A 13,769-nucleotide genomic window follows, 5' to 3' on the forward strand; every position below is an offset into this window, starting at 1 on the left:
GGTTCCACTGGAGATCACGGAGGCACGATGAAGCTGCAACAACTGCGCGTTCTCCTGGCGGTCGCCCAGAACGGAAGCATCCATGAGGCCGCGCGCAGCCTGCACATCACGCAGCCGGCGCTGTCCAAGACGATTGCCGAACTGGAACGCGAACTCGGCGTGACGCTGATGCTGCGCACCACGCGCGGCGTGACCCTCACGGCCTATGGCACGGCGCTGGTCAAGCGGGCCAGCCTGGTCGAGCAGGAGCTGCGGCACGCGCTCGAAGACATCGAGGCGATTCGCGGGCATGACGAGGCGCAGCTCAACATCGGCTTCACGGCCGTGGCCTCGGGCGGGCCGCTGCCCAATACGATGGCGTCGTTCAGGCAGCGCTTTCCCAATGTGGCGCTGCGCGCCTACGAACAGCGGCCGCAGCAGCTCTTCGAAGGGCTGCGCGAAGGCCGGCTCGACCTGGCGCTGGTCTCGACCTGCAACGGCCCGGGCACCAACGTCTTTCAGTGGGAGCCGTTGTTCTCGCTGTCGATGCATGTGGCGGTGCGCACTGGCCATCCGCTGCGGCGGGTGCGCAAGCTCCGCACGCTGCTGGAGGCCGACTGGCTGGTGCTGGACCCCATCGACGAACCCGGCAGCCCGCTGGTGTCCACGATGCGCGTGAACGGGCTGGAGATGCCCAAGCGCATGGTGCAGAGCGCGTCGAACCTGCTGGGCCTGCAGTTGGCCACGCAGACCGACCTCGTGAGCATGTGGTCGGACACCGTGTTCCACGACGCCGGCGCGGTGCGGATGCAACCCGGCCTGCTGGAGCGCCTGCCGATCACCGACGAGGTGCCGGACTTCGATGTCTACCTGGTCTACCGCTCGGCCGACCTGATGACCCACATGTGCGCGGAGTTCGTCAAGGAAGTGCGCCACCACGCGAAGGTGAATCCGCTGTGGCGCCGGCCGCGCCGCAAGGCCGGTGCGGATTAGCTGGCCGGGGTTTCTTCTTCGGGCGCCTCAGGCCGCGTCATTTCCCAGCTCTGCAGCTTGCCGGCGTTGAACACGGCATCGACGTACGAGCCGCCCGTGTCGGTCCAGCGGTAGAGCTCGGGCTGCGCGTCCGCGGGTGAACGCAGTTCTCCGAGTGCGCGGGTCATGGCGATGACGTGCATCAGGGTCACGCCCTGCTTGAGCTTGGCGTTGAGCATCACCGCGCTGGCGACATAGCCCACCGGCCGGTCGGCCGCCCGCTTGAGCACCTGCATCGCGCGGTTGAAGTGCAGGAGCAGGAACATCACGATGACCCCGCCGGTCAGTGCGACGCCGGCCCAGCCGTAGCTGCGCCACGCCAGAGCGAGAAGGACGATGCCGCCCACGGGCACCAGCAATTTCTGAAAATTCATGGCGCGCATTGTCGCCGCCTGGCTTTTCGCGACCTGACCACGGGGGTGCCCATCACGCGGCCTCTCCGCTTTCCGATGACGGGCCGCGAAGGCCGATGCAGTTGCCCCACGGGTCCTGCACCTGGCACATGCATTCCGCATCCTCGATCTGCAGCGGACCGCGGTACAGCGTCCCGCCGAGCGATTGAAGCCTGGCCAGTGCCGCATCGAAGTCGTCGACCTGCCAATAGACGACCGACCCGAACGCACCCGAGCCGACCTTCTCGTCCTGGGGAACGATCTCGATCAGCACGCCATGGAGCGAAAGGCACTCGAAGGCCGGCGAACCAATCGATACGCGCTCGGCTCCCGGTAGCGCGCGCTGATACCAACGCAGTGCAAGTTCCACGTCGGGGACATGAATCATCACCGCGGCGATGGGGGAAGGCAGGGGTTTCATTCGAAAGTTCGCATATCGGTCGGGGCGCGATTTTGCTGTATCGACCGTGGCTACCACCAGGGGCAAAAAACGGTACTCGCCTCGAAATGCGCACGCCACGGTGGCGCGAGAAGGCACATTTCATCCCACGGATCGACAAAGAACAGTTTTCAGGGAGAGGCGATCCAGGTTGCGGATTCGCGAAAAGCCGGTGTGGCAAACGCCAACGGCCATCGCGGCGGCAACCCGGATCGCCAGTCAACGATGAATGCGGCCACGCCGAACAGCGGGCCGGCGTTCACGTCGCACATCGGGGGAAAGGGAGGGTGGCCCGGCGCGTCACAGACGCGCCGGGCATTTTTTTGCCCGCGGAATCAACCCAGCAATCAATCGAGGCGGCGGACGATGTCCATCGCCTCTTCGATGCGTTCTACGGCGTGGATCGTCAGACCTTCGATCTCCTTGGTGCCCTTGCGCGGCGCATTCGCCTTGGGCACCACCGCGATGCTGAAGCCCAGCTTGGCGGCTTCGCGCAAACGCTCCTGCCCACGCGGCGCGGGGCGCACCTCACCGGCCAGGCCCACTTCTCCGAACGCGATGAAACCCTTGGGCAGCGGCTTGCCGCGCAGGCTCGAGGTGATGGCCAGCATCACGGCCAGGTCGGCCGCGGGCTCGCTGATGCGCACGCCGCCCACCGCATTCACGAACACGTCCTGGTCCATGCACGCCACGCCCGCGTGGCGGTGCAGCACCGCGAGCAGCATCGCAAGGCGGTCGCGGTCCAGGCCCACCGAGAGGCGCCGCGGGCTCGGCCCGCCGTTGTCGACCAGCGCCTGGATTTCCACCAGCATCGGCCGCGTGCCCTCCAGCGTGACCAGCACCACGCTGCCGGGCACCGGCTCGGCATGCTGGCTCAGGAAGATCGCGCTCGGGTTGGCCACGCCCTTCAAGCCCCGCTCGGTCATCGCGAACACGCCGATCTCGTTCACCGCACCGAAGCGGTTCTTGATGGCGCGCACGAGGCGAAAGCTCGAATGCGTGTCGCCCTCGAAATACAGCACCGTGTCGACCATGTGCTCCAGCACGCGCGGGCCTGCGAGCGCGCCTTCTTTGGTGACATGGCCCACCAGCACCACGGCCGTGCCGCTGGTCTTGGCAAAACGCGTGAGATGCGCCGCGCATTCGCGCACCTGCGCCACGGAGCCTGGCGCTGATGTGAGCTGGTCGGAGTACACCGTCTGGATCGAGTCGATCACCGCGATCGCGGGCCGCGTGGCGTCGAGCGTGGCGATGATTTTTTCAAGCTGGATCTCGGCGAGCACCTGCACCTGCGAGTGGTCAAGCCCGAGCCGACGCGAGCGCAGCGCGACCTGCGCGCCGCTTTCTTCACCGGTGACGTAGAGCGCGTTCTGCCCTGCACGCTGCAGCGCATCGACCGCCTGCAACAGCAGCGTCGACTTGCCGATGCCCGGGTCGCCGCCGATCAGCGTGACGCCGCCCGACACGATACCGCCGCCCAGCACGCGGTCGAGCTCGTCGAGACCTGTGGGCGTGCGCGCGATGTCGGTGGCTTCGATTTCCGACAGCGTGGCGAGCTCGGACACACCCGCCAGCGGCGAGAACTGCGTGCCGAAGCGATTGTTGGTCGGCGCGTTGCTGCCGGCCACCTGTTCGATCAACGTGTTCCACGCACCGCAGCTCGGGCATTTGCCGAGCCACTTGGGGCTGGTGCCGCCGCATTCACTGCAGACGAAAAGAGATTTGTCCTTGGCCATGCGACGAGTTTAGGTGTCCGCACAAACCCTGATGACTGGCGGCTTGGAAAGAAATCGCCATTCATTTAACATGTTAACTAATTTGATGATGAGGCACCGCTCTTGAGCACCACCTTCACCCACCGCAATTTGCCGCGCCTGCTGCTGCAGGCCCGCGAAGCCGTGATGGCCCACACGCGGCCGAGCCTGCGCGAACACGCGCTGTCCGACCAGCAATGGCGCGTGCTGCGCGTGCTCGGCGAACACGGCGCGGTCGACACCGGCCGCGTCGCGCGCGAAGCCTTCATCCTCGGGCCCAGCCTCACCGGCGTGCTCGCGCGCATGGAGCGCGACAACCTCATCACGCGCGCCCGCGATCCGGCCGACCAGCGCCGCACCGTGGTCGAGGCCACGCCGCACGGCATGAAGCTGGTCAAGCGCCTGGGAACCAGCATCGAGGCGCACTACGACTGGATGGAAAAGTCGCTCGGCAAGGCCAAGCTCACGCAGCTCTACGGTCTGCTCGACGAACTGATCGCACTGGAGCAGCCTTCATGAGCACCTCCTCGCATTTCCTTCCGACCGGCACCGTGTACGGCACGCTGCTGAACTTCCGCGCCGAGGTCGAAGCGCTCGCGCCGCAGATGACCGAGCCGCCCTACAAGGCGCCGCCCAAAGCACCCGTGCTCTACGTGAAGACCGCCAACACCTGGAGCCCGCACGGCAGCGCCATCGCCGTGCCTTCGTCGGTGCCCGAAGTGGAGGTCGGCGCGAGCATCGGCATGGTGATCGGCGCCGAGGGCGATGTCGAAGGCTTCGTGCTACTGAACGACTTGTCGATTCCGCATGCGAGCTTCTTCCGCCCGCCGGTGAAATTCAAATGCCTCGATGGCTTCCTGGGCATCGGCCCCGCGCTGCGCGATGCGCAAGAGGTGGCCGACCCCGCGAACTTCCGCATCGAGGTGCGTATCAACGGCGCGCTGAAGCAGTCGATCGACTTCTCGCAACTCGTGCGTCCGGCGCGGCAGCTGCTCGCCGACGTCGGCGAATTCATGACGCTCGCGCACGGCGACGTGTTGATGCTGGGCTGCGACGCAGGCCGTCCGCTCGCACGCGCTGGCGACCGCATCGAAATCTCCTCGCCGGGCTTCGAGACACTGATCAGCACGCTGGTTCAGGAGACCGCCGCATGAAGCACGCACGCGTCATCCACGAAGGCCGCGAGCACACCGGCACGAGCCACGAATTCAACGGCCAGCCAGACGCTGCGGTGCGTCTCGAAGACGGCCGCATCGTGCCGCAAGAGCAACTCACCTGGCTGCCTCCGCTCGCACCGACTGCACGCCCGCGCACCATCCTCGCGCTCGGCCTCAACTACGCCGACCATGCGAAGGAACTCGAATTCAAGGCGCCCGAAGAACCACTGGTTTTCGTCAAGGGCCAGAGCACGCTGATCGGTCACCGCCAACTCACGCACCGCCCGGCCGGCGTGCAGTTCATGCACTACGAATGCGAGCTCGCCATCGTGATCGGCAAGACCGCACGCCACGTGAAGCGCGACGATGCCTACGACTTCATCGGCGGCTACACCGTGGCCAACGACTACGCGATCCGCGACTACCTGGAGAACTGGTACCGCCCCAACCTGCGCGTGAAGAACCGCGACACCTGCACGCCGCTCGGCCCCTGGTTCGTCGATGCCGCCGATGTGCCCGACCCGATGGCGCTCGCGTTGCGCACCACCGTCAATGGCACCGTCACGCAGCAGGGCAACACGCGCGACATGATCTTCGATGCGCCCTTCCTCATCGAATACTTCAGCCGCTTCATGACGCTCTCGCCCGGCGACCTGATCCTCACGGGCACGCCCGACGGCGTGGTCGATTGCAAGCCGGGCGACGTGATCGTCACCGAGATCGAACACGTCGGCGCGCTCATGAACACCATCGAGACCATTCAAGGAAAAGCATGAGAGTCGATCACCTGATCAACGGCAAGAGCGTTGCCGGCACGGACTACTTCAAAACCGTCAACCCCGCCACGCAGGAGGTGCTGGCCGAAGTCGCCTCGGGAGGCGAAGCCGAGGTGAACGCAGCCGTCGCCGCCGCCAAGGAAGCCTTTCCGAAATGGGCCGGCATGCCCGCGCCCGAACGCGCCAAGCTCATCCGCAAACTCGGCGACCTGATCGCTGCGAACGTGCTCGAGATCGCGCAGACCGAGACCAATGACTGCGGCCAGGTCATCGCGCAGACGGGCAAGCAACTGGTGCCGCGTGCGGCCGACAACTTCTATTACTTCGCCGAGATGTGCACCCGCGTGGACGGCCACACCTACCCCACGCCCACGCACCTGAACTACACGCTGTTCCATCCCGTGGGCGTGTGCGCGCTCATCAGCCCGTGGAACGTGCCCTTCATGACCGCCACCTGGAAAGTCGCGCCGTGCCTGGCCTTCGGCAACACGGCCGTGCTGAAGATGAGCGAGCTCTCGCCGCTCACGGCCGCGCGCCTGGGCGAGCTCGCGCTCGAAGCCGGCATTCCGCCCGGCGTGCTGAACCTGGTGCACGGCTACGGCAAGGAGGCCGGCGAGCCACTGGTAGCGCACCCCGACGTGCGCGCCATTTCGTTCACCGGTTCCACCGCCACGGGCAACCGCATCGTGAAGAGCGCGGGCCTCAAGAAGTTCAGCATGGAGCTGGGCGGCAAGAGCCCCTTCGTGATCTTCGACGACGCCGACCTCGACCGCGCGCTCGATGCAGCCGTGTTCATGATCTTCAGCAACAACGGCGAGCGCTGCACAGCGGGCTCGCGCATCCTGGTGCAGCAGTCGATCTATGCGGACTTCGCCGCGAAGTTCGCCGAGCGCGCCAAGCGCATCACGGTGGGCGATCCGCTCGACGAGAAGACCATCGTCGGCCCGATGATTTCGCAGGCGCATCTGGCCAAGGTGCGCAGCTACATCGAGCTCGGCCCGAAGGAAGGCGCGACGCTGCTGTGCGGCGGCCTCGATGCGCCGTCGAACCTGCCCGACCGCGTGAAGAAGGGCAACTACGTGATGCCCACCGTGTTCGCCGACGTCGACAACCGCATGAAGATCGCGCAGGACGAAATCTTCGGTCCGGTCGCGTGCCTGATCCCTTTCAAGGACGAGGCCGACGCGATCCGCCTGGCCAACAACATCCAATACGGCCTCTCGAGCTACGTGTGGACCGAGAACATCGGCAAGGCGCACCGCGTGGCCGCAGCAGTCGAGGCGGGCATGTGCTTCGTCAACAGCCAGAACGTGCGTGACCTGCGCCAGCCCTTCGGCGGCACCAAGGCCTCGGGCACGGGACGCGAAGGCGGCACCTGGAGCTACGAAGTGTTCTGCGAGCCGAAGAACATCGCGGTGTCGATGGGCTCGCATCACATTCCGCATTGGGGCGTGGCGTGAACACCAGCCGCCGTGCGTTGCTGCAAGGCGCCGCTGCACTCGCGGCCCTGCCTTCGCTTGCGCATGCACGCGGCGACTGGCCCAACAAGCCAGTGCGCATCGTCGTGCCCTTCTCGCCCGGCGGCACCACCGACTTCGTCGCGCGGCTCGTGGCGGTCGAACTCGGCAAGACGCTGGAGCAGGCCGTGATCGTCGAGAACAAGCCCGGCGCGGGCACGGTGATCGGCGTCGATTCGGTCGCCAAGTCCGCGCCCGATGGCTACACCTTCATCTGCGTGGCCAACAGCTTCACGGCCAACCAGACGCTGGTGCGCAAGCTCCCCTACGACACGCAGAAAGACCTGCGCCCGGTCGCGCTCATGGGCATGTCGGAACACGTGCTCGCCACGCATCCATCGAGCGGCCTGAAGACGCTCGCCGACCTGCGCAACCTGGCGAAGGCCAAACCCGGCACGTTGAGCTTCGCCTCCTTCGGCAACGGCACCTCGGCCCACCTGTCGGGCGAAATGCTCAAGCTGCAGATGGGCCTGGACATCGTGCATGTGCCCTACAAGGGCCAGGGCCCCGCGCTCACCGACCTGCTCGGCGGACAGGTGACGATGATGTTCGGCAACTGGCCCGAGTTCCGCGGCCACATCCAGAGCGGCAAGCTGGTCGCGCTCGGCATGGCGACCGCGCAGCGCTCGCAGTACGCGCCCGCCATACCCACACTGGCCGAACAGGGCGTGGCCATCGAGTCCAATTCGTGGAACGGCCTGCTGGCGCCCGCCGGTACGCCCGACGCCATCGTGCTGCGCATGAACGACGAGGTGAACCGCGCGCTCGCGGGCCCTGCCGTGACCGAGGCTTTCCGCAAGGGCGGGATCGCGTCGCTGTCGGGCACGCCCGAGCGCTTCGCGGCCTTCATCCAGAGCGAGATCGCGAAGTACGGCGACGTGATCCGCAAGGCCAACATCCAGATCGAGGGCTGAAGAACGATGAGCCTCTATGCGATGCAGAAATTCCTCTTCGCGCTGAACCGCGAAGCCGAGGTGCAGCGCCGGTACGCGGAGGGCGGCGAGGTGCGTGCCGCGCTGCTCGCCGACTACGACCTTGACGGCGAAGAGCGCGAAGCCATCGCCACCGGCGACATCGGCAAACTCTATGTGCTCGGCTGCAACGGTCAGTTGCTGATGCACTTCGCGCCGCTGCTGGGCATCGCATGGGCCGACTACCTCGAAGCCATGCGTGAAGGCGTGCGCAAGTACGGCCCGGTCCGCGCAGGCATCTACGCAATGACGACAGGCACAGACGAAAAGGTGGCAGGAATATGAAGACCCCCACGCTCCCCACTTCGTGTGGTTCGCTGCCCCCCGAGGGGGCGCTCGATGCCCTTCGGGCGGCCGGGCGGGCATCGAGATGAGTCTCGTATTCGCAGGCGTGTGCAGCCACGCCCCCGGCATCACAGGCCGCGCGCACCTCGCCGACCCGGCGGTGAAGGACGAGTTCCACGCGCAGTTCCACCGCTTCGGCGAAGCGATGCGCGCGACGAAGCCCGACGCGGTGATCGTCATCGCCGCCGAGCACTTCGCGAACTTCTTCATGAACAACATGCCGGCCTACGCCATCGGCATGGCCGACAGCTACGAAGGCCCGATCGAAGATCCGAAGTGGCTCGGCATCGAGAAGACGAGGGTGCCCGGCGATGCGGCGCTCTCGCAGCGCCTGATCCGCGAGGTGATGCAGACGGTGGACGTGGCCTACGCGGAAGAATGGAAGTTCGACCACGGGATCATGGTGCCGCTGCACTTCCTCACGCCGGCGTTCGACACCAAGGTCATCCCCGTGAACATCAACTGCCAGGGCCCGCCGCTCACGCCGCTGCACCGCGCCTGGGCCTTCGGCGAAGCCTTGCGCCGTGCCTGCGACAAGGCGCCCGAGCGCATCGCGCTGGTGGGAACGGGCGGCATCTCGCACTGGCCGGCCACGCCCGATTCGGGCAAGGTCAATGCCGAGTGGGACGCCGAGTTCATGCGCCGCTGGTGCGCCAACGACCGCGAGGCGCTGCTCTCGCAGGACGACTACAGCGACGAGGCCACCTACCGCGAAGCGGGCCAGGGCGGTTTCGAGATCCGCACCTTCCTTAGCGTGGCCGCGGCCGCGCGCGGCAAGGGCGAGATCCTTCACATGAAGGCCATTCCGATCTTCGCGGTGACCTGCACAGCCGCCACGATGACGGTGGCATGAAAGAAAGAGAACACGCATGCCGCACCTGGTGATCCTGTACACGCCCAACATCGAAGCCGAGACCGACATGTCGGCCCTGTGCCGCACGCTCGCCGACACGATGCTGAAGCAACGTGACGAGGCGGACAAGCCCGTGTTCCCCATCGGCGGCACGCGCGTGCTGGCCTACCCCGCGGCGCACTACGCGGTGGCCGACGGCAAGGCCGACTACGCCTTCGTGTACCTCAACATCCGCATGGCCGCGGGTCGCTCCGAGACGGTGAAGAAGAAGGCCGGCGACGAACTGCTCGCCGATGTGCGCGCGCATTTCGCGCCGATCTTCGACCAGCGCCACATCGGCATCACGCTGCAGATCGACGAGAGCGCGGGTCAGGTGTACGACGGCAAGCACAGCAACCTGCATCCCCTGTTCAACAAGCCATAAGAAGAGAAAAGCGAGCCGCCATGCTGTCCCAAGCCACCATCGCCCAACTGGCCGCCGAGCTACACGAGAGCGAGAAGTCGCGCGTGCAGGTCGAGCATTTCTCCAAGCGTTTTCCCGAGATGACCGTCGAGGACGGCTACGCCATCTCGCGCGCATGGGTGAAGCACAAGATCGCCGAAGGCCGCACTTTGAAGGGCCACAAGATCGGCCTCACCTCGCGCGCGATGCAGCAGTCCAGCCAGATCGACGAGCCCGACTACGGCACGCTGCTGGACGACATGTTCTTCGAGCAGGGCGGCGACATTCCCTTCGCGCGCTTCATCGCGCCGCGCATCGAGGTGGAGCTGGCGTTCATCCTCGGCAAGAAGCTGCAGGGGCCGAACGTGACGATCTTCGACGTGCTGGCCGCCACCGACTACGTCGTGCCCGCCATCGAGATCATCGATGCGCGCATCGAGCAGTTCGACCGCCACACCAAGGCGCCGCGCAAGGTGTTCGACACCATCTCCGACAACGCGGCCAATGCCGGCATCGTGATGGGCGGGCGGCCGGTGAAGCCCGATGCGGTCGACCTGCGCTGGGTGAGCGCCCTGCTCTACAAGAACGGCGTGATCGAGGAAACGGGCGTGGCCGCGGGCGTGCTCAACCATCCAGCCACCGGCGTGGCCTGGCTCGCGAACAAGCTCGCGCCGTGGGACGAATACCTCGAAGCCGGTGAAGTGGTCTTGGCCGGCTCGTTCACGCGCCCGACCACCGCGCTGCCGGGCGACACCTTCCACGCCGACTACGGCCCGCTCGGCGCCATCTCATTCCGCCTTGTCTGAAAGAAAGACGTTCATGCACACCCCCATCAACACCTTCAAGCAGGCCATGCAGGCTGGCCAGCCGAAGATCGGCCTCTGGGTCGGCCTCGCGGACAGTTATGTCACCGAAATCCTCGCCGGCTGCGGCTACGACTGGCTGCTGGTCGACGGCGAGCACGCGCCCAACGACGTGCGCTCGGTGCTCGGGCAGTTGCAGAGCATTTCGAGCGCGTGGTCGGCACAGCCCGAAGCGGAGCGCTCGCATCCCATCGTGCGCATCCCGACCGGCGACACCACGCTGATCAAGCAGTACCTGGACATCGGCGCGCAGACGCTGCTGGTGCCCATGGTCGATACCGCCGAGCAGGCCGCGCGCATGGTGCAGGGCATGCGCTATCCGCCCGAAGGCATCCGCGGCATGGGCAGTGCGCTCGCGCGCGCCTCGCGCTGGCAGGCCTATCCGCAGTACCTGCATGAAGCCAACGCGCAGACCTGCCTGCTGGTGCAGGCCGAGACGGTCGAGGCGATGAAGAACCTCGATGCCATCGCGGCCACGCCGGGCGTGGACGGCGTGTTCATCGGGCCGGCCGACCTGTCGGCGTCGATGGGCTTCGTGGGCCAACCCAACCACCCGGAGGTGCAGGCCGTGATCGCCGATGCCATCGCGCGCATCCTGAAAGCCGGCAAGGCGCCGGGCATTCTCTCGACCACCGAGGAGCAGGCGCGCAAGTGGCTCGCAGCCGGCGCGCTGTTCGTGGCCGTGGGTGTGGACACCATCGTGCTCGCGACGGCGGCAAGGCAATTGCTCGCGAAGTACAAGAACTCGGCGAAGACCGAGGCTGTCAATAGCTACTGATTTTTCAACCAAGGGGGTTATTCAATGCAACGTATCACCTGGACGGCCATGGCCGCGACCGCGACCCTGTTCCTCGCAGCCTGCGCCCCCATGAGCGCGGCCACGCAAGGCGCCACTTCGCAGCAGGAAGCGAACCGCCAGACCGTGCTCGCCTTCTACGAGAAGGGCCTGAACCAGAAGGACGCCGACGCCGCCCTGCAGTACGTCGGCAACCGCTACGTGCAGCACAACCCCACGGCAGCCGACGGCCCCGAGGGTTTTCGCAAGTTCGTCGCCTTCCTGCGCGAGAAGTTTCCGAAGTCGCGCAACGAGATCAAGCGCTCCTTTGTCGACGGCGACTACGTGATCCTGCATGTGAACTCGGTGCGCGAGCCGGGCACGCGCGGCAACGCCATCGTGGACATCTTCAAGCTGGAGAACGGCAAGATCGTCGAGCACTGGGACGTGAACCAGCCCGTGCCCGAAACCGCGGCCAACAAGAACGGGATGTTCTGACAGCGAACTAGCCGGGTGAAGAAATCGTGTCGCAGCGCTTCAAACGTGAGGTAAACGCGGGGGTCCCGCGCCACGCCTTGCTGGAAAAATAAGCGCTCCCGAACCACCACCACCCGGAGAGAGACCCATCATGAGCTTCACACGCCGCCAGATCCTTCAGACCACCGGCGCCTCGGCGCTGCTTGCAAGCATCGGCCAGCAGGCCTATGCGCAGGCCGGCATCGAGACCGCGACCATCGTCACCGGCTTCGCGGCCGGCGGCACCTCGGACACCATCTGCCGCCGCGTGGCGCAGAAGCTCAGCCCCGAGTACGCCAAGGCGGTCGTGGTCGAGAACCGCACCGGCGCGGGCGGCCAGATCGCGGTCACCTACGTGAAGGGCCGGCCGGCCGACGGCACCACCATCCTGCAGACGCCGACCTCGATCCTCACGATCTATCCGCACATCTACAAGAAGCTGCCGTACGACCCGATGGTGGACCTCACCCCCGTCACCATCGGCTGCATCTTCGACTTCGGGTTTGCGGTCGGCCCGTCGGTGCCGGCCAGCGTGAAGAGCGTGCCCGAGTTCCTGGCCTGGGCCAAGGCCAATCCGGCCGGCGCCAACTACGGCTCGCCGGCCGCGGGCTCCACGCCGCATTTCATCGGCGCGCTGCTGGGCATGCAGGGCGGCGTCGATCTGAAGCACGCCGGCTACCGCGGTACGCAGCCGGCCATGCTCGACCTCCTGGGCGGCAACATCTCGGCGGTGTCGGGCCCCATCGGCGACATCACGCAGCACCTGCCCTCGGGCAAGGTGCGCATCCTGGGCGTGTCGGGTGCCAAGCGCAGCCGCTTCGCGCCCGATGTGCCGACCTTCGGCGAGCAAGGTATCAAGAACATGGCGCACAGCGAATGGTTCGCCTTCTTCCTGCCGGCCAAGGCATCGCCCGAACTGGTGACGCGGCTGAACACCGCGATGAAGAACACGCTTGCACAGAAAGACGTGATCGACGGCCTGGGCACCTTCGGGCTGGAAGCCATGTCTTCCACGCCCGCCGAGCTGACCGAGCTGCTCAAGAAAGACACCGCCAAGTGGGCGCCGATCGTGAAAGAAGTCGGCTTCACCGCGGAGGGTTAACCGTATGAAGGAACTGCAATGAACACCCCACTCGCCACCACGCCTTCGGCGCTGGTCCATCCCTCGATCCACCCGGACGAGCGCGCCGCGCGCGAAGAGCTCGCGGCCTGCTATCGCGTTTTCGCGATGCTGGGCTGGGTCGAGATGATCTACAACCACATCACGGTGCGGCTGCCCGACAGCGTGACGGGTGGCACGGCGAGCGAAGGAGCCCGTAGGTCTCCGCAGTTCCTCATCAACCCCTTCGGCCTGCACTACAGCGAAGTGACGGCCAGCAACCTCGTGAAGATCGACCTGCAGGGCAAGGTGCTCGATGGCTCGTCGTACCCGGTGAACCCCGCCGGCTTCACGGTGCACGCGGCCATCCACGACGGCCTGCCCGGCGCGCACTGCGTGATGCACACGCACACCACGGCCGGCGTGGCCGTGGCGTGCCTGCAGGGCGGCCTGCAGCAGACCAATTTCTATACCGCCCAGCTGCACGGCATGGTGGCGTATCACGACTTCGAAGGCATCACGATCCATGCCGACGAAGGCCCGCGCCTCCTCCAGAGCATCGGCAACCGCAACGCGGTCATCCTGCGCAACCACGGCCTCCTGGCCTGGGGCCAGACGCTGCCGCAGACCTTCGCGATCCTGTGGACGCTGCAACGCGCCTGCGAGATCCAGATGGCGACCTTCTCGATGGGTGCGGCCATTCCGGTGAGCGAAGAAATCGCGCAGCGCTGCACGCGCGATGCGCTGCAGTTCAGCCCCGCGCACGGCGCCGGGCAGGACGTGTTCAATGCGCTGGTGCGGCAGGTGGACCGCATCGATCCGGGCTACAGAAACTGAAGAAATCGAAGCGAGCTTTCCC

The 13,769-nt window shown here is 66.2% G+C and carries 17 protein-coding genes; 14 read left to right on the plus strand and 3 right to left on the minus strand.

Annotation, left to right across the window (positions count from 1 at the left end; genetic code table 11):
* Positions 1–27 precede the first annotated feature (27 nt).
* On the plus strand, positions 28–972 hold the full coding sequence (locus NU688_RS29715; protein ID WP_257864423.1) for a LysR family transcriptional regulator: 945 nt from the start codon (positions 28–30) through the stop codon (positions 970–972).
* On the opposite strand, the gene NU688_RS29720 is transcribed toward NU688_RS29715, so the two are convergent.
* From NU688_RS29720 to radA, 3 genes are all read right to left on the minus strand, one after another.
* Positions 969–1,394, minus strand: a complete 426-nt coding sequence (locus tag NU688_RS29720; protein WP_257864424.1) for a glycerate kinase — start codon at positions 1,392–1,394, stop codon at positions 969–971. The two genes, NU688_RS29715 and NU688_RS29720, sit on opposite strands and share 4 nt — an antisense overlap.
* Positions 1,395–1,437: 43 nt before the next feature.
* Positions 1,438–1,824 carry a VOC family protein gene (locus NU688_RS29725; RefSeq protein ID WP_257864425.1) on the minus strand — a complete coding sequence of 129 codons (387 nt, stop codon included), beginning with the start codon at positions 1,822–1,824 and terminating at the stop codon, positions 1,438–1,440.
* 365 nt (positions 1,825–2,189) lie between these two features.
* Positions 2,190–3,578, minus strand: coding sequence for a DNA repair protein RadA (gene radA, locus NU688_RS29730; RefSeq protein ID WP_257864426.1), 1,389 nt, complete (start codon positions 3,576–3,578; stop codon positions 2,190–2,192).
* 102 nt (positions 3,579–3,680) lie between these two features.
* Here radA and hpaR point away from each other — a divergent pair, with 102 nt between their 5' ends.
* The 13 genes from hpaR (at position 3,681) to NU688_RS29795 (ending at position 13,747) form a co-directional block, all read left to right on the plus strand.
* Positions 3,681–4,115, plus strand: coding sequence for a homoprotocatechuate degradation operon regulator HpaR (gene hpaR / locus NU688_RS29735; protein WP_013538719.1), 435 nt, complete (start codon positions 3,681–3,683; stop codon positions 4,113–4,115).
* Positions 4,112–4,750, plus strand: coding sequence for a fumarylacetoacetate hydrolase family protein (locus NU688_RS29740; RefSeq protein WP_257864427.1), 639 nt, complete (start codon positions 4,112–4,114; stop codon positions 4,748–4,750). The genes hpaR and NU688_RS29740 overlap by 4 nt, the downstream gene beginning before the upstream one ends.
* Positions 4,747–5,529 carry a fumarylacetoacetate hydrolase family protein gene (locus NU688_RS29745; protein ID WP_257864428.1) on the plus strand — a complete coding sequence of 261 codons (783 nt, stop codon included), beginning with the start codon at positions 4,747–4,749 and terminating at the stop codon, positions 5,527–5,529. The genes NU688_RS29740 and NU688_RS29745 overlap by 4 nt, the downstream gene beginning before the upstream one ends.
* Entirely contained in the window at positions 5,526–6,989 is a 1,464-nt protein-coding gene (gene hpaE / locus NU688_RS29750) for a 5-carboxymethyl-2-hydroxymuconate semialdehyde dehydrogenase (protein ID WP_257864429.1), read from the plus strand. The genes NU688_RS29745 and hpaE overlap by 4 nt, the downstream gene beginning before the upstream one ends.
* Positions 6,986–7,960 (plus strand): tripartite tricarboxylate transporter substrate binding protein, encoded by a 975-nt coding sequence (locus NU688_RS29755; protein WP_257864430.1) that lies wholly within the window; start codon positions 6,986–6,988, stop codon positions 7,958–7,960. Before hpaE ends, NU688_RS29755 begins: the two co-directional genes overlap by 4 nt.
* 6 nt (positions 7,961–7,966) lie before the next feature.
* Complete coding sequence (locus NU688_RS29760) at positions 7,967–8,302, plus strand: aromatic ring-opening dioxygenase subunit LigA (RefSeq protein WP_257864431.1); 336 nt, start codon at positions 7,967–7,969, stop codon at positions 8,300–8,302.
* An 85-nt stretch (positions 8,303–8,387) separates the two neighbouring features.
* Complete coding sequence (locus NU688_RS29765; protein WP_257864433.1) at positions 8,388–9,215, plus strand: extradiol ring-cleavage dioxygenase; 828 nt, start codon at positions 8,388–8,390, stop codon at positions 9,213–9,215.
* Positions 9,216–9,231: 16 nt separating this feature from the next.
* A complete protein-coding gene (locus tag NU688_RS29770; protein WP_257864434.1) occupies positions 9,232–9,639 on the plus strand; it encodes a 5-carboxymethyl-2-hydroxymuconate Delta-isomerase in 408 nt (135 codons plus the stop codon).
* Between the two features lie 20 nt (positions 9,640–9,659).
* The gene (hpaH, locus tag NU688_RS29775) at positions 9,660–10,463 is read left to right on the plus strand and encodes a 2-oxo-hept-4-ene-1,7-dioate hydratase (protein ID WP_257864435.1); all 804 of its coding nucleotides are present in this window, start codon (positions 9,660–9,662) and stop codon (positions 10,461–10,463) included.
* Between the two features lie 13 nt (positions 10,464–10,476).
* A complete protein-coding gene (gene hpaI, locus NU688_RS29780; protein WP_257864436.1) occupies positions 10,477–11,298 on the plus strand; it encodes a 4-hydroxy-2-oxoheptanedioate aldolase in 822 nt (273 codons plus the stop codon).
* Between the two features lie 24 nt (positions 11,299–11,322).
* Positions 11,323–11,793, plus strand: coding sequence for a nuclear transport factor 2 family protein (locus NU688_RS29785; RefSeq protein WP_257864437.1), 471 nt, complete (start codon positions 11,323–11,325; stop codon positions 11,791–11,793).
* 130 nt (positions 11,794–11,923) lie between these two features.
* Positions 11,924–12,913: a Bug family tripartite tricarboxylate transporter substrate binding protein gene (locus tag NU688_RS29790; protein WP_257864438.1), complete on the plus strand. Its 990-nt coding sequence runs from the start codon at positions 11,924–11,926 to the stop codon at positions 12,911–12,913.
* 18 nt (positions 12,914–12,931) lie between these two features.
* Positions 12,932–13,747, plus strand: coding sequence for a class II aldolase/adducin family protein (locus NU688_RS29795; RefSeq protein WP_257864439.1), 816 nt, complete (start codon positions 12,932–12,934; stop codon positions 13,745–13,747).
* Positions 13,748–13,769 lie beyond the last annotated feature (22 nt).

This window comes from Variovorax sp. ZS18.2.2 (assembly GCF_024701975.1).
Lineage (GTDB): Bacteria > Pseudomonadota > Gammaproteobacteria > Burkholderiales > Burkholderiaceae_C > Variovorax.